This window comes from Paracoccus sp. (in: a-proteobacteria), assembly GCF_047605025.1.
Taxonomy (GTDB): Bacteria; Pseudomonadota; Alphaproteobacteria; order Rhodobacterales; family Rhodobacteraceae; genus Paracoccus.
The window spans coordinates 22868-48060 of record NZ_JASGGO010000002.1 but is presented as its reverse complement, the minus strand read 5'-3'; the positions used below and the strand labels follow the sequence as shown (position 1 = coordinate 48060).

Genomic DNA, 25193 nt, shown 5'->3' with positions numbered 1-25193 from the left:
TTCGGACGTGGGAACAAGCCCCCCCGGCGGGCGGCTCAACCCCGGCGCCAGCGGCCGATCCGGCGGAAGAAGGCGGTGAAGCCGAAAGCCGCCAGGACCAGCGCCACGCCGCCCTGGAAATGGGCAGCCATGCCATGACCCGCCGTGCCGGCCTCGGCTGTCAGCAGGAAGCACATATTGGCATCCAGCCCCAGCGGCGCGCTGCGCGGATGGCTGCGCAGCATGGCTCCCAACGCGATGAAGGGCAGGGCCAGGACCAGCGCCGTCGCCGCCGGATCGGGCAGGTGCAGGTCCAGCGCGCGATAGGCCAGCGCCGCCGCGACGCCGATGGTCGCGCCGGGGGGCATATAGGTCAGCATCGGCATGGGATCGCGGGCCGAGCAGATGATCAGGCTGAAAATGCAAAGCGACAGCGCCGCCGCGATGCCCGCCGGCCCGCCGATGGTCAGGACCAGCGTGCCCCCCAGCCCCGCCGCCAGCGCCGCGATGCCGCCCCGGTTCGCGGCCATGCGCCGCGATGGCGCCCGGCGCGGCGGCAGCGGCAGCGCGCGCCGGGGGGTGAAGGCGAAGGTGATCAGGGTGACGGCGACGACGCCGATCAGCGTGCAGGCGATGCGATCCACGGCCAGCGCCGCCGCATCGACCGGATGATCCATCGCCGGGACCAGCACCACCGCAAGCGTGATCCCCGCCAGCAGCACGCCATAGCTGTAGGCCGTGCCGATCCAATAGGCCAGGGCCGCGACGGCGCCCAGCGACAAAGCCAGCACGGCAAGGCGCGGCCCGGCCTCGGGCAGAAACAGCAGCGCCGCATATCCCAGCGCGGCGCCAAGCGCCGTCCCCAGCACCCGCAACAGCCCGCGCAGGACCAGATCCTGGCGGTTGGGCTGCGCCACGACCCAGACCGGCATCGCCGCCCAGAACGGATTATGCAGTCCCAGATGGACCGCCAGCGCCAGCGAGATCCCGGCCGCGGCGAAAAGTTGCAGGGCGCGCAGGCCCCAGGGAAAGGTCGGGTCCATAGCCTTGGCTCTGCCTTGGAAGTCCGGCCCTGATTGCGCCGGGCCGGCGGGAATTGCAATCCCGCGCCTAGCCGAAGGCCGCGCGGATCTGCGCGGGCGCCGCGCCATTGGCCAGCAGCGCCGCCAGCAGGATGCGCGCCTGGCCCGGACGCAGCCAGGCCGAATGCACCGCGCCCGCGCGCATCAGGTCATGCCCGCCGCCGCCGCCGCCATAGGCCGGGGCAAGCCGCCCCTGCGGCACGCGGCTGCTGATCACGACCGTAATGCCCCGCGCCGTCGCCCGCGCAACCGAAGCCGCGATTTCGGCCGTCGCATTCCCCGAGCCGAGCGCCTCCAGCACGATCCCCGCCGCTCCGGCCGCGATGCTGGCGTCCAGGTGCAGCGCGTCCGCCCCCGGATGGATCGCGACCAGGTCCACCCGCTGTCCGCCGACGGGCAGGGGCAGGGGCGGCAGGTCGGGGCGCGGAACCTTTCCCGCCAGGGCAAAGGCATCGGCCCGGTCGGTCGCCGCCTTGTAAAGACCCCAGGCGGGCAGCAGCCTGCCGCCAAAGGCCAGCCGCACGCCCGCCTGGTCCAGCACCCCGGCCTGGTCCCGCATCGCCGCCTCGATCGCATGCGCCAGGTTCCCCGGCCCGTCCGGGGCCTGGGCATCCGAGGCGAATTGCGCGCCGGTAAAGACCACCCGGCCCGGCGGGCGCTGCAAATCGGCCAGAAGCGCGGTTTCCTCCATCGCATCGGTGCCGTGCAGCACGACCACGCCCGCGACGCCGGGATCGGCAAGCTGGGCCGCGATGGCGGTGCCGATCCGCTGCATCTCGGCCAGGGTCAGGGTCGAACTGTCCTGGGCCAGAAGCTCGACCGGGCGCAGGCGGACGGGCAGGGGCGGCAACAGATCCAGCAGATCCTGGCCCCGAAGCGCGGGGCTGGCCGCCCCATCCGCGTCCTTGCGGCTGGCGATGGTGCCGCCCGTGGCGATCACCGCGACCAATGGCGGGGCGGGCGCGGTCACGGGCGCGCCTGCGGATATGGGCGAGGGGACAAGGGCGTTCTCCTGACGGCGGCGCAGGCTGTATGACAGATTTGCCCGCATAGGCGCGCCGTCGCCCCAGGTCAAGACGGAAATCCCTGCAAGTCCTTCGCCAGGCTTTACGAATGCCGGCCCCATGCCTATCGTCTGAGCGGGATGATTTGGGTGCCGCGATGCTGATCCGCGTGGGCAATGAGCGAACCGCGACGATCGACTTGTTTCTGGCGGGAATGCTGTCCTCGGTCGCGGGGGCGCTGAACGCGGTCGGATTCATGATCGCCAGTTCGTTCACGGCCAATATGACCGGGAATATCTCGGCTTTCGCGGATCATCTGGCTGGCGGCGGGATCGCGTCGGGCCTGTCCTTTGCCGGGCTGGTCCTGGCCTTCATCCTGGGCGCGGGCATCGCCGCCCTGGCGATCCAGCAAGGCGAGCGGCGGCGCCTGCGCTTTATCTATGCGCTGGCCGTGGTGGTCGAGGCGCTGATCCTGATCGCCCTGGGCGTGGTGCTGCTGGCCTGGTCCGGGCCTTTGGAGCGGTTTCTGGTGATCGTCCTGAGCTTCGTCATGGGCCTGCAAAACGCGGTGACGACGATGATCTCGCGCGCGCGGGTGCGGACCACGCATGTCTCGGGGATGGCGACCGATATCGGCATCGAGCTTGCCGCCATGCTTGGCGGCGACGCTTCACGGCGCGAGGCGCTGCCGAACCTCAAGCTGCACAGCCTGACCCTGATCTGCTTCGCTGCGGGCGGTGTCCTGGGCGCGCTGCTGTTCGGGCTGGTGGGGAACTGGCTTTTCCTGATCACCGCCGCGATCCTGCTGCTGGTCGCCGTGCCCGAAGCCCTGCGCGGAGCGTCTGGGGCCGAATTCGCTTCACGGGTCTAGCCGGCCAATCGGCACAGGGACGGCGGGGTCAGCCCGACTCCTCGGCGGAACGCTTCCCTTGCGTGAATGTCCGCTTCCTTCGGCAGAACCGTCGCCCTGGGCTTGCGCCAACGGGCCTGCTGGGCGCGGGATCAGGCAGCGCGCCAATGTTTCAATACGCCAGAAGAGGAATTCCGGGCCGCCTGGAGCAGATCTCGCATATTAGCGCAGCGTCATGCCGCGTCCAACGGCTGGAAGCTTGACCAGCTATCATCGCTATTCCCTTGGGCGTGGGTTGTGGAAGGACATGATATTGCTCTTCATTTTTGCAATGGATCTCTAAGGAGCATCACCCGGGATACTTCTGGTAGTCTGGACGAGTTTGCGCAGCTTGTTTTCGAACTTGAGATTTCAAAAAGAAAACCAGAACTACACGTCGGCACGTTCATGTCTGGAAGGGTAAAATTTTCGAATATAAGTGCATGCTTTCCTAACGTAGACGACATCGGGGTAGGCGTGCAATTGAACAGCATCGGCGGCAGGCACACTATCGAAAGAAATTATTTCACCGAGTCATTGACTTGCAGCTGAATGACCGATTTTGGCACTTCGCAGTGAGATGCCTTCCAGCGGATCTCCAGCCGCCGGTCAGCATAGGCAAGCACATGTGCCGCAGTTGCCGTGCGCAGGCTGCCGTCCAGAACCTGCGCCAGCACCTCAATCCGCTTTGCTTCCACGCATATTTTTGTAATAATGCGGATTATGTAAACAAACTCCCCGCCTGCGGAGTAAACCTGAGCCGCTGCGGTGCCATATCGCGCGCGGCGCCATGGTGAACCCCTGGCCGCGCAACGGGCCGCTGCCAGGGGAAACCCAAGGACACGCCCTAGCGGGCGCGACGGTCGTGACGGACGGGAACCTTCTCTTCGACCGTTTCGAACCACATCGCGTTCAGGACCGCGAAGCAGACCGCCAAAGGCAGGCCCAGGATCCATGCGAAATACCACATTTCCGTTTCCTTTCAGTAGCTGTGGCCAGGGCCGGTGATGTCGTGTTCGGTGACCTTGCCCCACATGATGCGATAGGCCCAGGCGGTATAGGCCAGGATGACCGGCAGGAAGATCACGGTCACCACCAGCATGATGAACAGGGTCACATGGCTGGACGAGGCATCCCAGACCGTCAGGCTGGCCTGGGGCTGCACGGTCGAGGGCAGGATGATCGGGAACATCGACAGCCCCACCGACGAGATGATGCCCAGGATCGAAAGCTTCGAGAACAGAAGCGTGCCGACCTCGGAGCCGCGCCGCAGGCCCCAGAGCACCAGAAGCGCGCCCAGAAAGCCCAGCACCGGGGCGGCCATCATCCAGGGATGGGCATCGTAGTTCCGAAACCAGACGCCCGGCTCGATCGCGACAGTCTTGGCCAACGGATTGGACGGCCCGCCCGCCGGGATCTGGCTGGTGATGCGGTAGCCGTCCACGAAAAGCCACAGCGTCAGCCCTCCCAGCGCGTAAAGCGCGATGGTCGCCAGCGCGGCCATCCGGCCATAGGCCCGCGCCCGCGCCTGGACCAGGCCGGTGGTCTTCAGGACCAGCCAGTTCGCGCCATGCATCGCCAGCATCGCCACCGAAAGCAGGCCGCAAAGCAGCGCATAGGGGTTCAGCAGGCCGAAGAACGTGCCCTCATAGCCGATCCGCAGGTCCGGCCCCAGCGTGAAGGGCACGCCTTGCAGCACGTTGCCCACCGCCACGCCGAAGATCAGCGCGGGCACGAAGCCGCCCAGAAACAGCGCCCAGTCCCAACGCTCGCGCCAGATCGCGCTTTCCCGCTTCGAGCGATACTTGAACCCCACCGGCCGCAGGATCAGCGCCGCGAGGATCGCGAACATCGCAAGATAAAAGCCCGAGAAGCTGACCGCGTAAAGCGGCGGCCAGGCGGCGAAGATCGCGCCGCCGCCCAGGATCAGCCAGACCTGGTTGCCCTCCCAGACGGGGCCGACGCTGTTGATGGCGATGCGCCGCTCGATATCGTTCCGGCCGACGAAGGGCAGAAGCATGCCGACGCCCAGGTCGAAGCCGTCGGTGGCGGCAAAGCCGATCAGCAGCACGCCCAGAAGCGCCCACCAGATCACGCGCAGGGTGTCGTAATCGATCAGTTCATGCAGGATCATGGGTCTACTCCGCCGCCACAAGGGCCTGGGGCGCCAGCGGCGCTTCGGGTTCGAAATCGGGCTGCGGTCCCTTCTGGATCGCGGCCAGCATCAGGCGCATCTCGATCACGATCAGCACGCTGTAGATGACGGTGAAGCCCAGGATGGTCAGCAGCACGGTCGGGACGCTTAGTTGCGAGGCCGCGACATGGGTGGGCAGCACCCCCTCGACCACCCAGGGCTGGCGACCGTATTCGGCCACGATCCAGCCCAGCTCGGCCGCGATCCAGGGCAGCGCCAGCGAACCGACCGCCAGCTTCAGAAGCCAGGGCCGCGCATCCAGCCGCCGCCGCGCGGCCAGCACGAAGAAGGTGGCCATCAGTGCCAGGTTGAGCAGCCCGATCGCCACCATCCCCCGGAACGAGAAGAACAGCAGCGGCACGTTCGGCACCGTGTCCCAGGCGGCGGCCTTGATCTGCGCCTCGCTGGCCTGGCGCGGGTCATCGACGTATTTCTTCAACAGCAGGCCATAGCCCATATCGTCGCCATGCTCGGCGAAGGTCTGGACCGCCTCGGGCGGCACCTGATCGGCCGAGGGCGCGGCGCGGTAATCCTGCAAGGCGCCATAGGCCAGGATGCCGCTGCGGATGCGGGTTTCGGCATGTTCGACCAGATCGTCGATGCCGGGGATCTGCGTGGTCAGCGAGCGGGTGCCGATCAGGCCCATGACCATGGGCAGATGCACCGCGTAATGCGTCTTGCGGTCCTGCATGTCGGGCAGGCCGATCAGGGTGAACGAGGCCGGCGCCGGCTCGGTCTCCCACATGGCCTCGATGGCGGCCAGCTTCATCTTCTGATGCTCGGAGGCCAGATAGCCGCCCTCGTCCCCCAGCACCACGACCGAGACCGCGGCGAGCAGCCCGAAGCTGGATGCGATGGTCATCGAACGGCGCGCCAGGTCCAGGTGCCGGCCCCGCAGCATATACCAGGCCGAAACGCCCAGCACGAAGACCGCCGCCGTCACATAGCCCGCCGAGACGGTATGCACGAAGCGCGCCTGCGCGACGGGGTTGAACAGCACCTCGAAGAAGTCGCTGATCTCCATCCGCATCGTGTCGGGATTGAAGCGCGATCCGGTCGGGTGCTGCATCCAGCCATTCGCGATCAGGATCCACAGCGCCGAGAAGTTCGAGCCGATGGCCACCGCATAGGTGGCGCAAAGGTGCCCCACCCTGGACATGCGGTCCCAGCCAAAGAAGAACAGCCCGACGAAGGTGGCCTCCAGGAAAAAGGCCATCAGCCCCTCGATCGCCAGGGGGGCGCCGAAGATGTCGCCGACGTAATGGCTGTAATAGCTCCAGTTCATGCCGAACTGGAACTCCATGACCAGACCCGTGGCGACGCCCAGCACGAAGTTGATGCCGAAAAGCGTGCCCCAGAACTTGGTCATCTGGCGCCAGATCGGACGGCCGGTCAGCACATAGACCGTCTCCATCGCGGCCAGCAGGACCGAAAGCCCAAGCGTCAGGGGAACGAACAGAAAGTGGTAGAGGGCCGTCAGCGCGAATTGAAAGCGCGAGAGGGCGACAACGTCGAATTCCATAGATCAGCCTATCGGTATGAACCGTTGGGGAGGGGCCGCACCCCCCAAGGGCCTGCGGCGAAGTCAGTCGGGACGAAGCCCGTTCAGAGCCTCGCGGAACCCCGCGCTGCCGCGTTCATAGATGGCGGCCACGGCGCCCTCTTTGATCAGGATCAAACGATCCGCCGATTCCGCCTCGCGGCGCAGATGGGTCGCGGTGATCCGGGCGCGGGCTGCGGTCAGGCGTTCCAGTCGGGCCAGAATGTCGCGCGCGGTCGGTCCGTCCAGCCCGTCGCTCGGCTCGTCCAGCAGCCATAGGGGCGCATCGCGCAGGATCAGCCGCGCCAGGGCCAGCCGCCGCCCCTGCCCGCCCGACAGCCCCAGCCCCGCCTCGGCCAGCGGCGTGTCAAGGCCCTGGGGCAAGGCCGCCAGCAGCGGGTCCAGCCCGGCCTCGGCCAGGGCCGCGCGCATCCGCGCATCCGAGGCATCGGGCCGTGCCAGGGCCAGGTTGCCGCGCAGGCTGTCGGCGAAAAGCTGGCTCGATTGGGTCAGAAGCGCGGCGGGAAGGGCCTCGATCCCGCTCCGGCCGGGCGCGATTTCGCCCGCGATCAAGGCGATCAGGCTGGATTTTCCGGCGCCGCTTTCGCCGATCAGCGCGATATGCTCGGTCGCGCCGAGGCTAAGCGAAACCCCGCGCAGGCTGTCCGCCCGCGCGCCGGGATGGCGCAGGGACACATCCGTCAGCCGCACCGCCAGCCCCGCCGGCGGGGCCGCCGCCGCCGCACGCGAGGCCGGCGCGGCCAGACCGTCCCGCAGGCGCCGGGCGGCAAGGCGGCTGCGCGCCAGTTCCATCCCGCCGCGCCCCAGCGCCTGGAACGGCTCGGTCAGCGCCAGCACCAGAAGCAGCGCCAAGGCCGCCCCCGGCGCGGTGATCCGCCCCGTCTGGACCAGCGATGCGGCGGCAAGCAGCACCCCCGCCAGCAAGGCCGCGCCCAGCAGTTTCAGCCCCAGCGCCAGCGTGGTCTCGATCCGGTTCAGCCGCGCGTCGCAGCGCGCCAGCGCCGCTTCGGTCGCGGCGATGCGCGCCTGCTGCGCGCCGATCTGCCCGGTCATCAGGAATTCCGTCTGCCCGCGCGACAGGTCGATCACCCGTGCGCGCAGCCGCTCGATCAGCAGGGCGCGGCGCAGCACCAAAGGCCCTGCCCGCCGCGCCGCCCAAAGCGGCAGGCCATAGCCCACCGCCAGCACAAGGGCGAAAACCGCCAGCGCCAGCGGCACCGACAGAAAGGCCAGGATCACCCCGCCCAGGCAGGCGGTGGCGAAGCTGGCCGCCAGCGGCACCAGCAGGCGCAGATAGATCCCGTCCAGCGCGTCGATATCCGCCGTCAGCCGGAACAGCAGCCGCGAGGGCCGCAGCGCCAACCGCCCCGCCGCGCCCGGCTCGGCCCAGGCGCGAAACAGCCTTTCGCGTAGACGTGCCAGCGCGGCCAGGGTGGCGTCATGGGTGATCACCCGTTCGCCATAGCGCGAGGCGGTGCGCAGGACCGCCATCAGCCGGATGGTGGCGGCGGGCATGAAGACCTCGAAGGCCAGCGCGGTCGCGGTGCTCAGCCCGGCGATGGCGGTCGCGGTGATGAACCAGCCCGAGACGCCAAGAAGCACCATCGAGGCCAGCGCGGTCATGCCCGCCAGCACCGCGCCCAGCCACAGCATCCGCCGCCGCCCCTGGGCCAGAAACCCCAGGACCGGGGCCAGGTCGCGGTATAGCCGCCTCATGCCGCGACCTCGCGCCGGTTCAGGTCGATGCGCAGGTCCATGGCCTGGGCCAGGGCCGGGTCATGGGTCGCGACGATCAGGCTGCGACCCCGCGCGATCTCCAGCAGCGCCGCCGTCACCGCGCGGGCGGTCAGCGGGTCCAGATGCGCGGTCGGCTCATCGGCCAGGATCAGCCCCGCATCGGCCGAGACCGCGATCCGCGCCAGCACCAGCCGCAGCGCCTCGCCACCCGAGATGCCCATGCCCCCCTCGCCCAGGGGCGCGTCGCCGCGCACCCGCGAAAGGTGGTCCAGATGCACCCGTGCCAGCGCGTCCCGCAGGGCGCCGGGCGCCAGGTCGCGGCCAAGCGCGACGTTCTGCGCCAGCGTGCCGGGAAAGACATGCGGCGCCTGGCCCAGCCAGCCGATCCGCGCGCGCAGGCCGGCGGCCGTTTCCGGCCCCATCGCCAGGCCGTCGATCAGGATGCGCCCTTCCTGCACCGGCGCCAGCCCGGCGATCAGCGCCAGCACCGTGGACTTTCCGCAACCGCTTGGCCCGGTCAGCGCCAGATGCTGGCCGGGGCGCAAATCCAGGTCAAGGCCGCGAACCGCCCAGGTTTCCGCGCCGGCATGGCGATGCCCCAGCCCCTCGATCCGCAGCGCCGGGGGATGCGCGGGCACCGCGCCGCCAACCTCCTCCGCGCCCGGCAATTCCATGCCTCGATCCTGAAGCCGCTCCAGCGCGTCCCGCGCCGCCTCGCCCGCCGCGCGGTCGTGCCAGATCGCGGAAAGTTCGCGCATCGGCTCGAAGAAAGCGGGCGCCAGCATCAGGATGAACAGCCCCTGCCCCAGGTCCAGCCTGCCGCCCCAGGCGCCGAAGGGCAATTGCCCCAGCAGGTGAAAGCCCACATAGACCGCCACCATGGCGACCCCCAGCGCCGCGAAAAGCTCAAGCACCGCCGAGGACAGGAACGCGATCCGCAGCACCGTCATGCTGCGGCGGCGCAGATCCTCGGCCTCGGCGCGGATCTGGCGGGCGACCGGCTCGACCGCGCCAAGGCCGCGGATGGTCTGCATCCCGCGCAGCCGGTCCAGAAGCACGGCGTTCATCTGGCCCAGCCGGACAAGCTGCGCCTCGCTGGCATCCTTGGCCTTCCAGCCGATCAGCGCCATGAACATCGGGATCAGCGGCATCGCCACCAGCAGGACCACCGCCGCCACCCAGGAAAAGGCCAGCACCGTCAGGAAGATCGCCACCGGCACCAGGCTCGCCTTGCGCCGCGCGGGCAGATAGCGCGCAAGCCAGGGCACCAGCGCCTCGGCCTGTTCGGCCAGAATGCTCGCCGCCTCGCCCGATGGCACCCGCGCCCGGTCCAGAGGCGAGCGTCCGGCCAGAAGCGCGACCGCGCGACCGCGCAGTTCCGTCAGCCGTGCGCGGGCCTGACCGAAGCTTGCCCGCGCGGCCCAGGCCTCAAGCCCCGCGCGCGAAAGCCCCAGCGCCAGCACGCCGAAACCGGCCCAGGCGATGCGCCCGTAATCCGCCCCGCCCGCCGCCAGAGCGCCCACGGAAAAGGCCAGCAGCGCCGCCTGCGGCAGCCAAAGCAGCGCCGCCAATGCCGGGATCCAGTCGAAAGATGCGCGCATGTGCCGTTCCAGCCTGCCACGGGAATATGTCCTTGGCCCAAAGCTATACAGCGCCGCGACGGGGCGACAGGCCGAAGATCAGCCCTATAGGCGGGATTTTCCCCGCGCGCAGCGAGGCAGCTTGCCGCAGGCACGACCGGATGTGGGGCCGGATGTGGGGCCGGATGCGCGAAAGCCCCGGACGATGCCGGGGCCTTGCCGATCCGCCCGCGCCATCCACCACGGGATCGCGCGAAGCAGAGATCAAATAAGGAAATCATTTATCTCCAATTGGTTAACATTGAATCCCTCGATCGTGATCGAAGTGTTCGCATCCAGGTTCAGCACCACATTGCCGCCGACCTGCTGGGCGTTGCTGATCACACTGTTCAACTGCGCGCGGCTGAAGTCGTCCAGTTCGATCCGATCCACGCCGTTCTGGAAATCGGCGATGGTGTCGCGGCCGTCGCCGCGCTCGAATTCGAAGACATCGGCGCCGCCGCCGCCGAACAGGCGGTCATTGCCGGTGCCGCCTTCCAGCGTGTCGTTGCCATAGCCGCCGCTCAGCGTGTCATTGCCGCGCCCGCCATCCAGGTCGTCATTGCCCAGATTGCCCCAAAGACGGTCATTGCCGGCGTCGCCGTCCAACTCGTCATGACCGTGATGGCCGATCAGGCTGTCATGGCCCGCGCCGCCCTCAAGCTCGTCATTGCCATGGCCGCCATGCAGATAGTCGTTGCCGGCGCCGCCGCTCAACTCGTCATTGCCAAGCTGACCGAACAGGCGATCATTGCCGCCTCCGCCCAGGATCTCGTCATTGCCGCTTCCGCCATGGATGGTGTCGTTGCCGTTCAGGCCCGACAGGAAATCGGCCAGGCTGGTGCCGTCGATACGTTCCGCCGCATTCGTGCCAATCTTGCGTGCCATGTCAGTTCCTTTTCTTGGGTTCTGGCCCAGAGGGCCGGGATGATTCGTCGCGGCCCGCCCTGGGCGCCGCCGATAAGACCCGTCTAAGCCAACCCGCCTGACAGCGATCTGATCCCTTCTGTCAGCCAAATGTCAGCGCGGCATTGCTACACCACGCCCCATGACACGCATCGCTCCCCTTCTTCTGCTGCTTTGCCTTACGCCCCAGGTCGCGGGCGGCGGGGGCGGCCCCGACATGAGGATGGCCCGGGAACTGGTCCAGCAGGGCAAGATACTGCCGCTGACCACCATCCTGGACAGGCTTCAGCAAAGCCATCCCGGCCAGGTGGTCGAGGTGGAACTGGAATATGAGGACGGCGTCCTGGTCTATGAGATCGACCTGATCACCCCTCAGGGTCACCTGATCGAGGTGGACATGGACGCCGCGACGGGCGACATCCTTGAGGTGGACGAGGAAGAGATGGACGACGGCTGATGCGCGCCCTTGTTGTCGAAGACGATCCCCGCATCGGGGCCGATCTGCAACGCGCGCTCGGCGCCTCGGGCTTCCGGGTCGAGATGGTGGCCGACGGGGAAACCGCCTGGTTCCAGGGCGGAACCGAGAATTACGACCTGATCGTGCTGGACCTGAACCTGCCGCGCCTGGACGGGCTGACGGTGCTGAAGCGCTGGCGCGCCGAGGGCTGCGAAAGCCCGGTCCTGATCCTGACCGCACGCGGCGCCTGGACCGAGCGGGTCGAGGGCATCGACGCCGGCGCAGACGATTACCTGCCCAAGCCCTTCCGCATGGAAGAGCTGATCGCCCGCGCCCGCGCGCTGGTGCGCCGCGCGGGCGGGCGCGGCGCCGGGCAGCAGCAATTCGGTCGGCTGACGGTGGACCTGAACCGCATGACGACCAGCATCGACGGCATTCCGGTCCAGGTCACGCCGCTGGAATTCCGGCTGATAAGCTATCTTGCGCTGAACCGGGACCGGGTGATCCCGCCGACCGAGCTTCTGGAGCATCTTTACGGCGACGACGACGCGCGCGAGGCGAATGCGCTGGAAGCCATCGTCGCCCGGCTTCGCCGCAAGCTTGGCCCCGGCATCATCGCGACCCGGCGCGGCTTCGGCTATTACCTGGAAGAAGGGGCGTGACGGCCTCGATCCGCTGGCGGCTGGTCATGGCCGGGGCGGCGGCGATCCTGGCGGCGTTGATCATGGCCGCGATGGGACTTGCATTCCTGTTCGACCGCCACGTCGAGCGGATCGCGGAATCCGACCTGCGTTCCCGCGCGCTGGCCGTCGCCGCCATGATCGAGCCGGCGCCCGGTCCCGCGCCGCTTCTGCGCGAGGTGGCGCTGGATCCGCTTTATGATCAGGTGTTTTCCGGCCATTACTGGCAGTTGCGCCTGGGCGATCAGCTTTTTCAGTCCCGCTCGCTTTGGGATTTCACCCTGCCCATGTTCAAGGGGCCGCCCGCGCCGGGTCAGGTGCGGGTGCTGAGCCTTGCCGGGCCGCGGGCCGAACCGCTGATCGCGGTCGAGCAGAACCTGGTCGTCGGCACCGGCGCGCGCGCGGTTCCGGCGCAGATCCTGGTGGCGCTGGATCGCAGCGGCCTGGTGCTGGCGCGGCGCGAATTCCTGCGCGACCTGCTGCCCTATCTGTCGCTGCTGGGGGCGCTGTTGCTGCTGGCCTCGTTCGTGCAGATCACGGTCGGGCTGCGGCCTTTGGCGCAGGTGGGCGCGCGGGTTCAGGATCTGGTCTCGGGCGCGCGGCCGCGCATCGGCACCGACATGCCCTCCGAGGTGATCCCGCTGGCGGGCCAGATCGACAAGCTGCTGGACGCGCGCGATCTGGAACTGTCGCGCGCGCGCCATCGCGCCGCCGATCTGGCGCATGGCTTCAAGACCCCGCTTCAGGCGCTGATGGGCGATGCCCGGCTTTTGCGCGACCAGGACCGGGCCGAAATCGCCGACAGCATCGAGCGGATCGTCCAGGCCATGCGCCGCCATGTGGACCGCGAACTGGCCCGCGCCCGGATCCAGACCGACCGCACCGCCGGCGGCGCCGAGCCGGGCGCCGTCGCGGCCAAGCTGGTCCAGGTGCTGCGCCGCACGCCCCTGGGCGGGCTGATCGACTGGCGGATCCAGGCGCCCCCCGGCCTGCGTGCCCGCATCGACCCCGACGATCTGACCGAGGCGCTGGGGGCGCTTCTGGAAAACGCGATGCGCCATACGCATGAGACGGTCGCGATCACCGTCTCGCATGAGGGGGGACAGGTCTGCATCTCGATCCGCGACGACGGGCCGGGCGTCCCCGAGGGCGACCTGGCCCGGCTGACCCAGCGCGGCCTCAGCCTGGATCCGAACGGCCAGGGCCAGGGGATCGGGCTGGCCCTGGTGGCGGATGTGGTCGACGCGGCGCAGGGCCAGTTGCACATGCGCAACGCCAAGCCGGGGCTTGAGGTGCGATTGCTGCTGAACCCTGCCTGAAGCCGCGCCGCGCATTCGTCCCGCCCCGGCCCGGCATTGCGCCCTGCCCGCGCCCCGCCTACATGCCCAAAAGATGCCCCGCAGCCAGGACGAACCCGCATGCCCAAAGCGATGCCCGCCGATCCGGGGCCGATGACCCGGCGCGAAAGCGCCGTGCGCCGCTTCGTGCGGGCGCGCTATGGCTGGCGCGGCACCCTGGCGCTGCACCGCGAGGCCCTGGGCTGGGATCTTCTACGCGCGCCGCTGAACGTCACCCTGTCGCCGATCTTCCTGCTGATCAAGCTGGCCGCGACGATCCTGGGATGGCTGGGGATGGCCCGCGCATCGGCCTGGTTTTCCAGCCGGCGGGTGTTTCTGACCTCGGACGTGGCGCGGCGGCTTGAAACGGATCTGGGCCGGTTCATGGCCGAACTCGACGCGCGGGGCATCGGCCCGCGCGCCGCGCCCGAAACCGTCCGCGCGACCATCGCCGCCCATGCCGAGACGCGCAACGCGGTCTCGGAGATCACCACCTCGCTGCTGGTGCTGGTCTGGGGATACATGATGTTCCACCAGGCCACGCCCGGCATCCTGTCGCTGGCCGGTCCGGTGGCCGAGATGCGCGCCCAGTCCCAGGCGATCGAGGGTTTCGCGCTGGGGTCCTGGGCGGGCGGGATCTGGTATGGGATCTTTCCGACGCGCCTCTCGCCCGGTCAGGTGGTGCTGACGGGGGCGGCGCTTTCGGTGCTGTCCTCGCTGGTCACGACCTTCGCGGGGCTGATCGCCGATCCCTTGCAGGTGGTCTGCGGCACGCATCGGCGCCGGCTGATGCGGATGCTCGCGCGCCTTGACCGCCAGCGGGGACCGGCGGGCGTGGAGCGCGAGCATATCCTGGCCCGGCTGGGCGATCTGGGCGATATCGCCGCGTCGATCTGGCGCGCGCTGCGCTAGGGGTTCGCGGCCTTGGCGAAGGCGCGGGCCTCGGCCGGGGCGGTGCCGAGCCCACCCGCCGCCGAAAGGTCCAGATCGGGGAAATCCCTGGCGACCAGATCCTGCAAGGACAGGCCCTCGGCGATGACGCGCTTGCAGAGCGCCTTGATCCTGACCTGCGCCTCGGGGCGGGGCATGTGGCGGGCCAGCGCGAAAGTATAAGCCTCGGCATGGATCAGCCCTCCGCCGTCGTCCAGCCCCCGCGCCATGGCGCCGGAATCGGGGCTGATCGCGCCCGCGAGCTCCAGCGCCAGCCCGATGCCGCGCCCGGTCGAGACGCAGATCTGCGGCACCGTCAGCCATTCGGTGAACCAGGCCGCGCCGTCGCGCTGCTGGCGATGCAGCCCTGCGGCCTGGATCGCCAGCGCCAGCGGGCCGACCTGCCGCGCCAGCGCCACCAGCACAGAAGGCCCGACCGGGTTCTGCTTTTGCGGCATGGTCGAAGAGCCACCCGCGCCTTGCAGCCGGATCTCGCCGATGCCCGATTGCGTCATCAGGATCAGATCCTCGCCCATCTTGCCCAGAGAGGCGGTCAGCCCGGCCATCCAGGCGGCGAAGGCGCCGATGCGGTCGCGCTCGGCATGCCAGCCATGGCCGGGATCGGCCAGGTCCAGCTCGGCCGCCAGCGCGGCGCGCACGGCCGGGCCATCCGCACCCATGGCCGAGAGCGTGCCGGCCGCGCCCCCCAGCGAGACCGTCGCCAGATCGCGGCGCACCGCGTCCAGCCGCGCACGGTGGCGGACCAGCGGATGGCCCCAGCCCGCGACCACCGCGCCGAAACTGGTCGGCGTCGCGACCTGGCCATAGGTCCGCGCGGCCATGGGCAGATCGGCATGTTCGGCGGCCAGCCGCCCCAGGGCCGCGATCAGCCGCCCCAGCCTGTCGTCCCAGATCTGGGTGACGCGGCGCAGGCGCAGCGCCTGCCCGGTTTCCACGATATCCTGGCTGGTCGCGCCCCAATGCAGGAATTGCGCGTGATCGGGCGCGTTCATCGCCTTGCGGAAGGCGGCGACGAGGCCGGGGATCGGCACGCCGTTGGTCGCGGTCTCGGTCCCCAGCGCGGCGGGATCGATCTGCACCTCTCGGCTGGCGCGGTCGATGAAGGCGCCCGCCGTCTGGGGGATGAGGCCGAGCCGGCCCTGGACCTTGGCCAGCGCGCCCTCGACCAGGAGCATGGCGCGGATTTCGGCGCTGTCGGTGAACAGGGCGGCGGTCTCGTCATCCCCGAACAGGCGGCGGTAGATGGCGCTGTCGGCGGCGGAAGCGGGCATGGGTGATCCTTGTGAGGCGCGAAGGACCGGGGGCTTTCCGCCCCCGGACCCCCGAGGATATTTGGACAAGAAAGACGCGGGGGCGAAGACGGGGGGCGAAGAGGGGGGCGAGGACGGGGCGCGCGAGGTTCTCAGGCGATCTCGCGCAGCCCCAGGATCTGCCGCGCCTGCCGCCAGGTCGCGACGGGGCGGCCGTATTGCGCGCAAAGATCCACCACGCGTTCGACCAGCGCCGCGTTCGAGGGCGCGAGCCGGTCGCGGTCGAGGCGGACATTGTCTTCGAGGCCCGTGCGGGCATGACCGCCAGACCCGACCGCCCATTCGTTCAGCACGATCTGGTTCGGGCCGATCCCGGCGGCACACCAGGCCACATCCTTGCCGAAGAGGCGCTTCACCGTATAGATGTAATAGTCGAAGACCTCGCGATCGACCGGCATCGCGTTCTTCACGCCCATGACGAACTGGACATAGGGCGTGTCCTTGATCCGGCCGTCCTTGTGCATCCTGGCCGCTTGCAGGATATGCGACAGATCGAACGCCTCGATTTCCGGCTTCACCCCGTATTTCAGCATTTCCGCAGCCAGCCAGTCGACCAGATCCGGCGGGTTCTCATAGACCCGCGTGGGGAAGTTGTTCGAGCCGACCGAGAGCGAGGCCATGTCCGGCGCGAGCGGCAGCATGCCGCCCCGCGTTGTGCCCGCACCCGAGCGCCCGCCCGTCGAAAGCTGCACGATCATGCCGGGGCAATGCTTTTCGAGCCCTTCTTTCAGGCGGGCGAAGCGTTCGGGATCGCTGGTCGGCTTGCCCTCGTCGTCGCGCACATGGCAATGCGCGATGGTCGCGCCGGCCTCGAAGGCCGCCTGCGTCGATTCGATCTGCTCGGCGATCGTGATCGGGACGGCGGGATTGTTCTGCTTGGTCGGAAGCGAGCCGGTGATGGCCACGCAGATGATGCAGGGTTTGTCGGAAAGTTCGGTCATGGGGGTCTCACACGTCGAAAAACACGGTTTCGTCTTCGCCTTGCAGCCGGATCTCGAAGCGATAGACCGGCACGCCGTCGCGCAGGCCGCGCTTGGCGATCAGGGTGGCGCGGCGGCGCTCCCATTCGATCATGTTGATCACCGGATCCTTGGCATTGGCCTGGGCCTCGTCCTCGAAATACATGCGGGTGTTCAGGCCGATATTGATGCCGCGCGCCACCAGCCACAGGTTCAGGTGCGGTGCCATGACGCGGCCGTTGCGGCCCCGGACGGGTCCGGGCTTCACGGTGTCGAAGCCCCATTCGCCGGTCTCGAAATCGGTGATCACGCGGCCCCAGCCGCGGAACCCCTCTTCGACCGGGCCGCCGCCCTCGGGATGGGCGTAATGGCCTTCGGAATTGGCCTGCCAGACTTCTAGCAGCACGTCCTTGATCGGGCTGTCCATGCCGTCGATGACGATCCCCTCGACGCGGATCCTTTCGCCCTTGGCATTGGGGCCGGTGATGTCATGGCCCAGTTCCCGGCGATAGATGTCGAAGCCTGCGGCGCCGGGGGCCAGGCCGATATGGACATAGGGGCCGGCGGTCTGCGAGGCGGTTTCCTGTAGGTATTGCGGGTCTTGAAAGGCCATGTCAGTTTCCCTCCAGGCGGTTCTCGAACAGGGTCGAGCGGCGGCCGCGCAGCACAATGTCGAATTTATAGGCGATGGTGTCCAGCGGAATGGTGGCGTTCAGGTCCAGCCGCGCCACCAGGCGGTCGATGGCGTCCGCGTCCGGGATGGATTGGACGATGGGGCAATGTTTCAGAAGCGGATCGCCCTCGAAGTAAAGCTGCGTGATCAGGCGCTGCACGAAGCCCGTGCCGAAGATCGAGAAATGGATATGCGCCGGACGCCAGTTGTTGACCCAGTTGCGCCAGGGATAGGCGCCGGGCTTGACGGTGCGGAAATAGTAATAGCCGTTCTCATCGGTCAGGGTGCGCCCGCAGCCGCCGAAATTCGGGTCGATCGGGGCCAGGTAATTGTCTTTCTTGTGGCGATAGCGGCCACCCGCATTGGCCTGCCAGATCTCGACCAGGGTGTTCGGCACGGGGCGCGCGTTCTCGTCCAGCACGCGGCCATGGACGATGATGCGCTCGCCGATGGGGTCGCCCTGCTTGGCGTAGTTCTTGATCAGGTCGTTGTCGATCGGGTCGATATCGCCATGGCCGAAGGTCGGGCCGGTGATCTCGCTCATCGAGCCTTGCAGGCTGATCATCGAGAAGCGCGGCGAACGCGCCACCGAGGTCTTGTAGTTCGGCGTCAGCGCGGGCGGATGGATCTGGCGATTGCGCTGGTAGAATTCCGCTGGCTTCATTGGCTCTCCTCCTGAGTAGCTACGGCTTCCATTTCGGCATAGGTCTGCTTGGCGAGCTTCAGCGCGTGGTTGGCGCGCGGCACGCCGGCATAGATGGCGACATGCTGGAAGGCTTCCTGCACGTCCCGCCTGGTCGCGCCCGTCCGGGCGGTGGCGCGGATATGCATCGGGATCTCCTCGAAATTCCCGGTCGCGGCCAGAAGCGCCAGCGTGATCATCGAGCGTTCGCGCAGGCTGATGCCGTCGCTGGTCCAGACCGTGCCCCAGGCCGACAGGGTGATCAGGTCCTGGAAGGGCTGGTCGAATTCGGTCTTGGCGGCCTCGGCGCGGTCCACATGGGCGTCGCCCAGCACCTTGCGGCGGGTCTTCATGCCCTGGTCGTGAAGCTCGGTCATGGTTGCTGTTCCTTGATGAAGGCGTCCAGGATCGCGGCGTAATCGGCCGGCTGCTCGACGCAGGGGATATGCCCGGCACGGGCGATGACGTGAAAGCTTGCGCCGGGGATCATGCGCGCGGTGGCCTGAACCAGCTCGGCCGGGGACGAGCCGTCCTGATCGCCCGCGACCACCGCGACCGGCAGGCACAGGGCCTGCGCGGCGGCGGTCAGATCGGCGGCCGCCAGCGCCTCGCAGGAGGCGATATAGCCTGGGGCCGAGGTTCGCGCGACCATGTTGCGCCACATCGCGAGTTCAGGGCGGGCGCGGAAGGGGGGCGCGAACCAGCGTTCCATGATCACCTCGGCGATCGAGCCGATGCCCCCGGCCTTGATCGCGGCGATCCGCCCGGCCCAGCTTTCGGCGCTGCCCATCCTGACGGCGGTGTTCGACAAGAACAGGGCGCGCAGCAGTTCGGGATGGGCCGAGGCCAGCGCCTGCCCGATCATGCCGCCGATGGACAGGCCGACGAAGATCACCGGGCCAAGCTTCAGATGCCGGATCAGGGCGGCGGCATCCTCGGCCAGATCCTCGATCAGATAGGCGCCGCCCAGGTCCGAAAGCCCGTGGCCGCGCTTGTCGAAGCGTATCGCGCGAATGCCCGGAAGCCGCGCAAGAACCTGATCCCAAAGCCGCAGGTCGGTGCCCAGGGAGTTCGCGAAGACGACGACAGGCCCGTCCGCCGGACCGTCGACACGGTAATGCATGGCCCCCCAGGGCCGCGTCAGAGCTTGCATGATGTTCCCCCTCGATCCATAATCTGCCACAATAAATTCTGGCAGGACAAATGCTAAATGAGGCATGATGGATAACCGGGCAGTTATACATCCTGGCATCAAGCTGCGCCATATTCGCGCCTTTCTGGACATCGCGGCCGAGGGCGGGCTGTCGGCGGTGGCGCGCGCGCAGGGCATCACCCAGCCCGCGCTTAGCCGCACCCTGGCCGAGCTTGAGGTGATGCTGGGCCAGCCCATGTTCAGCCGCCAGGGCCGCAAGCTGGTCCTGACCGATGCGGGGGCGCTGTTCCGCCGCCATGCCAGCCTTGCGGTGCAGGCGCTGGATGCGGGGGCGGCGGCGCTGGGGCCGGGCCAGGGCGGCAGCCTGCGGCTGGGCGTGCTGCCGACCGTTGCCACCCGTTTCCTGCCCCAGGTCGCGCTGCGCTTTTGCGCGCGGTGCCCCGAGATCACCCTGGCGGTCGAGACCGGGCCGCATTTCCACCTGATGCGGATGCTGCGCGAAGGCGCGGTGGACCTGATCATCGGCCGCCTGCCCGGCCCCTCCGAAATGACCGGCCTGCGCTTCGACCACCTTTACGAGGATGAGGTCATCCTGACCGCGCGCGCCGGCCATCCGATGGCTGGGCTGCCCGCGCCCCAGGCGCTGGCCGCCGCGCCGGTGATCCTGCCCCCGGCGACGGCGCTGATCCGGCCCATGGTCGATGCCTATCTGTCCGCGAACGGCCTTTCGGCGCTGCGCCCTCTGGTCGAGACCGTCTCGCTTGCCGTGGGCCGGGGGATCTGCCTTGGCTCGGATGCGCTGTGGTTCATCTCGCAGGGCGTCGTCGCGCATGAGATCCAGCAGGGCGCCCTGCTGCGCATCCCGACCGGCGCGCGGTTTCTCTCGGGCGCGGTGGGGCTGACCCGGCGCCAGGAAGCCGGCGCCGCCGGGCTTGCCGATTTCGCCCGCCTCGCGCAGGAGGTCGCCCGCGACGGCGGCTAAAGCCAGCCGCGCCACAGCGCGCCACGAAACCCTGTTTACGAAGCCGCGCCGCGCTGCTAGGGCCGATTCAAGGGCCCGGCCCGAGGAGCACCGGGCCCTCGATCCCATTACAGGAGAAGGCTGGACGCATGGCAGCGACAACGCAACATATCGGAGACGCCGGCAGGCCGGGCAGGAACTGGGTTTCGCTGCTATGCTGGATCGCGGTGGTGCTGGACGGGTTCGATCTGGTCGTCCTGGGCGCGCTGATCCCGACCCTGACCGGGGGCGAGGCGCCCTTCATGACCAAGCCCGCGGCCACTTTCGTCTCGACCATCAGTCTTGTCGGGATGACGCTGGGCGCGCTTTCCATCGGTATCGCGACCGATATTCTGGGCCGGCGCAAGACGATGATCTGGGCGGTCGCGGCCTTCTCGGTCACGACGCTGCTTTGCGCGGTGGCGCAGAACTGGTGGCAACTGGGCCTTTTCCGCTTCATGGCGGGCTTCGGCCTGGGCGGCTGCCTGCCCACCGCCATCGCCATGGTGACCGAGTTTTCCAGCGGCAAGGCGGGCAAGGCTTCGACGCGGGTGATGACCGGCTATCATGTCGGCGCGGTGGCGACGGCGCTGCTGGGCCTGGTGCTGCTGCCGACGCTGGGCTGGCACTCGATGTTCGTCGCGGGCGCCCTGCCGGGACTGGTGCTTCTGCCCTTCATGCTGCGCCACCTGCCCGAATCGCCTTCGTTCCTGGTCGCCAAGGGCCGCCGCGACGAGGCCGAGGCCATCGCCCGCGAGCATGGCTTGACGCTGGCCCCCGAGGGCGCCGTTCCCGACACCCCCAGGGCCGAGGTTTCGGGCCGCGCGCTGTTCCACGCGCCCTTCCTGCGCAATTCGATCGGCATCTGGGTCACCTCCTTCATGGGGCTGCTGCTGGTCTATGCGCTGAACACCTGGCTGCCGACGCTGATGGTCGAGGCGGGCTATGGCCTTAGCAAGGGGCTGTGGTTCCTGCTGCTGCTGAACGCGGGCGCGGTCACGGGGCTGATGCTCGCGGGGGCGGTGGGCGACCGGATAGGGCTGCGCACGGCGGGGGTCCTGTGGTTCCTCGCCAGCGCCATCCTGCTTGCGGGCCTTTCGGTGCGGGTGCCGACGGCGGCGCTTTATCCGCTGGTCTTCGTCACCGGCTGCTTCGTCTTCTCGGCACAGGTGCTGGTCTATGCCTATACGGCGGCGAACCATCCCCCGGCGGTGCGGGCGACCGCGCTTGGCATGGCGGCGGGGATCGGGCGGCTTGGAGCGATCTCGGGGCCGCTTCTGGGCGGCACGCTGGTCTCGATGGGGGTGGGCCATCCCTGGGGCTTCTACGTCTTCGCCATCGTGGGCTTTCTGGGCGCGCTGGCGCTGGCGACGACGCAGGTGATGCGCCAAAAGATCTAAGCCATCCGCCGGGCCCCGTGATCAGGGCGCCCGGCTTTGTTTCCGGGGGGCGGGATCATGGCCAGGTTCCGTTCCGCGCCGTCACCTTCGGGGGCGAGCGCACGGCGGATGTGGCGCCGCTTCGGGGCCCATCCAGCCCATGCCCATCCCGACGACATGCGGATATGCCCGCACCGGCGCCGCGCCACTGCGCTTTCGCCAAAGCGGCGGCGGGGCGTCCCGACGATCCGTCCAAGTCTTTCGACGCGCCGCCCATTTATCGCGACCCCACCCATGCGGTATCCTGACGCGGTAAAACAGGGAGGGAAGGGCCATGCGTCATCAGGTATGCATCATCGGCGGCGGCCCGTCGGGGCTGCTATTGTCGCTGCTTTTGCGCCAGGCAGGCGTGGATACGGTGGTGCTGGAGCGCCGCACGCGCGACTATGTGCTGTCGCGCATCCGCGCCGGGGTGCTGGAACAGGGGCTTTGCGACATCCTGCGCCAGGCCGGGTGCGGCGCGCGCATGGACGCGCAAGGTTTCGTCCATGAGGGCACCATCATCACCGCCCAGGGCACTACCGTGCATATCGACTTCAAGGCGCTGACCGGCAAGGCGGTGATGATCTATGGCCAGACCGAGGTGACACATGACCTTTACGACGCGCTCGACCGGGTTCAGGCGCCAATCTGGCATGAGGCCCAGGATGTGCGGATCCACGGGGCCGACAGCGATGCCCCCTATGTGACCTTCACCCATCAGGGCCGCGACCATCGCATCGACTGCGACCATATCGCGGGCTGCGACGGATTTCACGGCGTCAGCCGCCGCACCATCCCCGAGGCGCTGCGACGCGAATATGAAAGCGTCTATCCCTTCGGCTGGCTGGGCATCCTGTCCGAAACCCCGCCTCTGGCCGACGAACTGGTCTATGCCAGCCATGCGCGGGGCTTCGCGCTCTGCTCGATGCGCAACGCGAACCTGTCGCGCCATTACCTGCAAGTGCCGCTGACAGACAGCCCCGAGGGCTGGTCCGACGACGCTTTCTGGGACGAGCTGCGCCGCCGCCTGCCCCCGCATCTGGCCGAAACCCTGGCGACCGGCCCCACGATCGAGAAAAGCATCGCGCCCCTGCGCAGCTTCATCTCGGAGCCGATGAGCTGGGGCCGGCTGCATCTGGCGGGCGACGCGGCCCATATCGTGCCCCCGACGGGCGCCAAGGGGCTGAACCTCGCGGCCTCGGATGTCTGGTGCCTCAGCCGTGCGCTGATCGCGCATCACGCGGGCGACGGCCAGCTTCTGGCCGACTATTCGGCGACGGCGCTGGCGCGGGTGTGGAAAGCCTCGCGCTTTTCCTGGTCGATGACGCGGATGCTGCACCACTTTCCCGTCGAGGGCGATTTCCTGACCCGCATGCAGGCCGCCGAGGTCGAATATCTGGCCACCTCACGCGCCGCCCAGACCGCTTTGGCCGAGAATTACGTCGGCCTGCCCTACTGATCCGGTTCCGCGGCCATCGCCGGAAAGGCTGCGCATCCGTGCGGGCCTTTCGCATGGTCCAGCCCATCAGCGCATGTGAAAAAGGCCCGGAGCTTTCTCCGGGCCTTTCATTCCGATCACGGGGCCTCAGCCCTTGCGGTATTTCGCGCCCTTCGGCCCAAGCCCGCCCTTGACCTTGCCCGAGGGCTTGGCCCAGCTGGCTTTCTCCGGCTTGCCGGCAGCGGGCTTACCCTTGTCGCGCGGCGCGGTGTCGGTGCGGCGGGCGGCCTTTTCGCCGGTCGTCCAGCGCACCTTCTTCGGCGCCTCTTCGCGGACGATACCCTCGTCGCGCGGGGTGTATTCGCGGGGCGCCGAACGCGGCGCTTCCTCGGCCTCGCTGCGCTTCGGATAGCCGCGCTTCTCGGCCGGCTCGCGGCGGGGACGCGCCGGACGCGGCTCCGAGGAACGCTCGAAATTCGGCATCCCATCAAGGCGGCGCATCATCAGCCCTTCCTCAAGCTCGACCGTATCGCCGAAACGGGTCGCCATGTCCGGGGCGATCTGCACGAACGTCTCGTGGTCGCGCACCTTGATCGCGCCCACCGCATCCTTGCCGATGCCGCCGGTCTCGCAGATCTTGGGCAAAAGCCAGCGCGCCTCGGCCCGGCCCGAATAACCCACCGAAAGCGAAAACCAGACCGCCGCGCTGAAATCGCGCAGGCTGCGCGGCGCCTCGACGCCCGGCTGGCGGTTCACCGGGGTCAGATCCTCGGGCGCGGGGCGTTCCTCGCGCCACAGCCGGATGAAGGCGGCGGCCATCTGCGCGGGACCGAAGCGTTCAAGCATCTGCGCGGCCAGCGCGGCCTCGTCCTCGACGGGGGCATGCAACGCAGGATGGTCCAGCATCCGCTCGTCGTCGCGCAGGCTCACGTCCTCGGCGGTGGGCGCGCCGGACCATTCGGCCTCGACCTTGGCCATCTTCAAAAGCCGCTGCGCCTTCTTGTAGTCCGAGGGCGCGACGATCAGCGCCGAAACCCCCTTGGCACCCGCGCGCCCCGTCCGCCCCGAACGGTGCAGCAGCGTTTCCGAATTCGTCGGCAGATCGGCATGGATCACCAGTTCCAGGCCCGGCAGGTCGATCCCGCGCGCGGCCACGTCGGTCGCGATGCAGACCTGCGCCCGACCGTCGCGCAACGCCTGCAAGGCATGGGTCCGTTCCTGCTGGCTCAACTCGCCCGACAGCGCCACGACCTTGAAGCCGCGATTGCTCATCCGCGCCAGAAGATGGTTCACGTTGGCGCGCGTCTTGCAGAAGATGATCGCGCTTGGCGCCTCGTAAAGACGCAGCAGGTTGAAGATCGCGGGTTCGCGGTCGCGGCCCTGCACGCTGATGCCGCGATACTGGATATCGCCATGCTGACGCGCCTCGCCCTGGGTCACAAGCCGCAGCGCGTCCTTCTGGAAATCCTGCGCCAGCTTCTCGATCCCCGGAGGCACCGTGGCCGAGAACATCAGCGTGCGCCGGTCCTCGGGCGCCTCGCCCAGGATGAACTCCAGATCCTCGCGGAAGCCCAGGTCCAGCATCTCGTCGGCCTCGTCCAGCACGGCGGCGCGCAGGCTGGAAAGGTCCAGGCTGCCCCGGTCGATATGGTCGCGCAGACGGCCGGGCGTGCCGACGACGATATGCGCCCCGCGCTCCAGCGCGCGGCGCTCGGTGCGGTAATCCATGCCGCCGACGCAGGTGGCGATCTGCACGCCCGCCTCGGCGTAAAGCCAGCTCAGTTCCCGCGCGACCTGAAGCGCAAGCTCGCGCGTCGGCGCGATCGCCAGGCCCAGCGGCGCCTCGGCCGGCAGCAGCACGTCATGGCCCGCCAGAACGTTCTCGGCGATGGCCAGGCCGAAGGCCACGGTCTTGCCCGAGCCCGTCTGGGCCGAGACCAGCATGTCACGCCCCGCCCCGTCAGCGGCCAGCACGGCCTCTTGCACGGGGGTCAGGTTTTCATAGCCCTTGGCAGCAAGAGCAGCGGCCAAGGGGGCCGCGATATTGGGATTTGTCATTTATCAGCCGAAGCAACAGGGGTGCCGAACACCCGATGGGCGGCACCTGAACCCTTGCGACGGCCCTTCGCCGCCGCCCCGAGCGTGCGGAGCCAAAGAGGGC

24 protein-coding genes are annotated in these 25193 nt (G+C 68.6%); 8 read left to right on the top strand and 16 right to left on the bottom strand.

Going from position 1 to position 25193, the window contains the following annotated elements; all coding sequences use genetic code 11:
- Window positions 1-35: 35 nt before the first annotated feature.
- Both QM682_RS02140 and QM682_RS02135 read right to left on the bottom strand, forming a co-directional pair.
- On the bottom strand, window positions 36-1022 hold the full coding sequence (locus QM682_RS02140) for an FUSC family protein (protein WP_415126624.1): 987 nt from the start codon (window positions 1020-1022) through the stop codon (window positions 36-38).
- Between the two features lie 67 nt (window positions 1023-1089).
- The gene (locus QM682_RS02135) at window positions 1090-2031 is read right to left on the bottom strand and encodes an asparaginase domain-containing protein (RefSeq protein ID WP_415126622.1); all 942 of its coding nucleotides are present in this window, start codon (window positions 2029-2031) and stop codon (window positions 1090-1092) included.
- A 191-nt stretch (window positions 2032-2222) separates the two neighbouring features.
- On the opposite strand from QM682_RS02135, the gene QM682_RS02130 reads away from it, so the two are divergent.
- On the top strand, window positions 2223-2936 hold the full coding sequence (locus tag QM682_RS02130; protein ID WP_415126620.1) for a YoaK family protein: 714 nt from the start codon (window positions 2223-2225) through the stop codon (window positions 2934-2936).
- Window positions 2937-3475: 539 nt separating this feature from the next.
- Here QM682_RS02130 and QM682_RS02125 read toward each other — a convergent pair.
- From QM682_RS02125 to QM682_RS02095, 7 genes are all read right to left on the bottom strand, one after another.
- Window positions 3476-3631, bottom strand: a complete 156-nt coding sequence (locus QM682_RS02125) for a hypothetical protein (RefSeq protein ID WP_415126618.1) — start codon at window positions 3629-3631, stop codon at window positions 3476-3478.
- Between the two features lie 170 nt (window positions 3632-3801).
- Window positions 3802-3924, bottom strand: coding sequence for a cytochrome bd-I oxidase subunit CydX (gene cydX / locus QM682_RS02120; protein ID WP_415126616.1), 123 nt, complete (start codon window positions 3922-3924; stop codon window positions 3802-3804).
- 12 nt (window positions 3925-3936) lie between these two features.
- Window positions 3937-5088 (bottom strand): cytochrome d ubiquinol oxidase subunit II, encoded by a 1152-nt coding sequence (gene cydB / locus QM682_RS02115; protein WP_415126614.1) that lies wholly within the window; start codon window positions 5086-5088, stop codon window positions 3937-3939.
- 4 nt (window positions 5089-5092) lie between these two features.
- The gene (locus tag QM682_RS02110; protein ID WP_415126612.1) at window positions 5093-6670 is read right to left on the bottom strand and encodes a cytochrome ubiquinol oxidase subunit I; all 1578 of its coding nucleotides are present in this window, start codon (window positions 6668-6670) and stop codon (window positions 5093-5095) included.
- A 63-nt stretch (window positions 6671-6733) separates the two neighbouring features.
- Window positions 6734-8425: an amino acid ABC transporter ATP-binding/permease protein gene (locus tag QM682_RS02105; protein WP_415126610.1), complete on the bottom strand. Its 1692-nt coding sequence runs from the start codon at window positions 8423-8425 to the stop codon at window positions 6734-6736.
- Window positions 8422-10047: a thiol reductant ABC exporter subunit CydD gene (gene cydD / locus QM682_RS02100; RefSeq protein WP_415126608.1), complete on the bottom strand. Its 1626-nt coding sequence runs from the start codon at window positions 10045-10047 to the stop codon at window positions 8422-8424. Before cydD ends, QM682_RS02105 begins: the two co-directional genes overlap by 4 nt.
- Before the next feature lie 243 nt (window positions 10048-10290).
- Window positions 10291-10953, bottom strand: coding sequence for a calcium-binding protein (locus QM682_RS02095; RefSeq protein ID WP_415126606.1), 663 nt, complete (start codon window positions 10951-10953; stop codon window positions 10291-10293).
- Between the two features lie 160 nt (window positions 10954-11113).
- On the opposite strand from QM682_RS02095, the gene QM682_RS02090 reads away from it, so the two are divergent.
- From QM682_RS02090 to QM682_RS02075, 4 genes are all read left to right on the top strand, one after another.
- A complete protein-coding gene (locus tag QM682_RS02090) occupies window positions 11114-11428 on the top strand; it encodes a PepSY domain-containing protein (RefSeq protein WP_415126604.1) in 315 nt (104 codons plus the stop codon).
- Window positions 11428-12090 carry a response regulator transcription factor gene (locus tag QM682_RS02085; protein ID WP_415126602.1) on the top strand — a complete coding sequence of 221 codons (663 nt, stop codon included), beginning with the start codon at window positions 11428-11430 and terminating at the stop codon, window positions 12088-12090. The genes QM682_RS02090 and QM682_RS02085 overlap by 1 nt, the downstream gene beginning before the upstream one ends.
- On the top strand, window positions 12087-13427 hold the full coding sequence (locus tag QM682_RS02080; RefSeq protein ID WP_415126600.1) for a sensor histidine kinase: 1341 nt from the start codon (window positions 12087-12089) through the stop codon (window positions 13425-13427). Before QM682_RS02085 ends, QM682_RS02080 begins: the two co-directional genes overlap by 4 nt.
- A gap of 99 nt (window positions 13428-13526) precedes the next feature.
- Window positions 13527-14357 (top strand): DUF6635 family protein, encoded by an 831-nt coding sequence (locus tag QM682_RS02075; protein ID WP_415126598.1) that lies wholly within the window; start codon window positions 13527-13529, stop codon window positions 14355-14357.
- On the opposite strand, the gene QM682_RS02070 is transcribed toward QM682_RS02075, so the two are convergent.
- The 6 genes from QM682_RS02070 to pcaD all read right to left on the bottom strand — a co-directional run bounded on the left by QM682_RS02070 (window position 14354) and on the right by pcaD (window position 19173).
- Window positions 14354-15667, bottom strand: coding sequence for an adenylosuccinate lyase family protein (locus QM682_RS02070; protein WP_415126596.1), 1314 nt, complete (start codon window positions 15665-15667; stop codon window positions 14354-14356). The genes QM682_RS02075 and QM682_RS02070 overlap by 4 nt on opposite strands.
- A 131-nt stretch (window positions 15668-15798) precedes the next feature.
- On the bottom strand, window positions 15799-16647 hold the full coding sequence (locus QM682_RS02065; RefSeq protein WP_415126594.1) for a 3-keto-5-aminohexanoate cleavage protein: 849 nt from the start codon (window positions 16645-16647) through the stop codon (window positions 15799-15801).
- A 7-nt stretch (window positions 16648-16654) separates the two neighbouring features.
- Entirely contained in the window at window positions 16655-17278 is a 624-nt protein-coding gene (pcaG, locus tag QM682_RS02060) for a protocatechuate 3,4-dioxygenase subunit alpha (protein ID WP_415126592.1), read from the bottom strand.
- A gap of 1 nt (window position 17279) precedes the next feature.
- Window positions 17280-18002 carry a protocatechuate 3,4-dioxygenase subunit beta gene (pcaH, locus tag QM682_RS02055; RefSeq protein ID WP_415126590.1) on the bottom strand — a complete coding sequence of 241 codons (723 nt, stop codon included), beginning with the start codon at window positions 18000-18002 and terminating at the stop codon, window positions 17280-17282.
- A complete protein-coding gene (gene pcaC / locus QM682_RS02050) occupies window positions 17999-18397 on the bottom strand; it encodes a 4-carboxymuconolactone decarboxylase (protein ID WP_415126588.1) in 399 nt (132 codons plus the stop codon). Before pcaC ends, pcaH begins: the two co-directional genes overlap by 4 nt.
- Complete coding sequence (gene pcaD, locus QM682_RS02045; protein WP_415126586.1) at window positions 18394-19173, bottom strand: 3-oxoadipate enol-lactonase; 780 nt, start codon at window positions 19171-19173, stop codon at window positions 18394-18396. The genes pcaC and pcaD overlap by 4 nt, the downstream gene beginning before the upstream one ends.
- A 67-nt stretch (window positions 19174-19240) precedes the next feature.
- Between pcaD and QM682_RS02040 the strand changes: the two genes are divergently transcribed.
- The 3 genes from QM682_RS02040 (at window position 19241) to pobA (ending at window position 23053) form a co-directional block, all read left to right on the top strand.
- The gene (locus tag QM682_RS02040; protein WP_415126584.1) at window positions 19241-20155 is read left to right on the top strand and encodes a LysR substrate-binding domain-containing protein; all 915 of its coding nucleotides are present in this window, start codon (window positions 19241-19243) and stop codon (window positions 20153-20155) included.
- 128 nt (window positions 20156-20283) lie between these two features.
- Window positions 20284-21573 (top strand): MFS transporter, encoded by a 1290-nt coding sequence (locus QM682_RS02035; protein WP_415126582.1) that lies wholly within the window; start codon window positions 20284-20286, stop codon window positions 21571-21573.
- A gap of 313 nt (window positions 21574-21886) precedes the next feature.
- Window positions 21887-23053, top strand: coding sequence for a 4-hydroxybenzoate 3-monooxygenase (pobA, locus tag QM682_RS02030; RefSeq protein ID WP_415126580.1), 1167 nt, complete (start codon window positions 21887-21889; stop codon window positions 23051-23053).
- Between the two features lie 126 nt (window positions 23054-23179).
- Here pobA and QM682_RS02025 read toward each other — a convergent pair whose 3' ends face one another.
- Window positions 23180-25090, bottom strand: coding sequence for a DEAD/DEAH box helicase (locus tag QM682_RS02025; protein WP_415126578.1), 1911 nt, complete (start codon window positions 25088-25090; stop codon window positions 23180-23182).
- Between the last annotated feature and the right edge of the window lie 103 nt (window positions 25091-25193).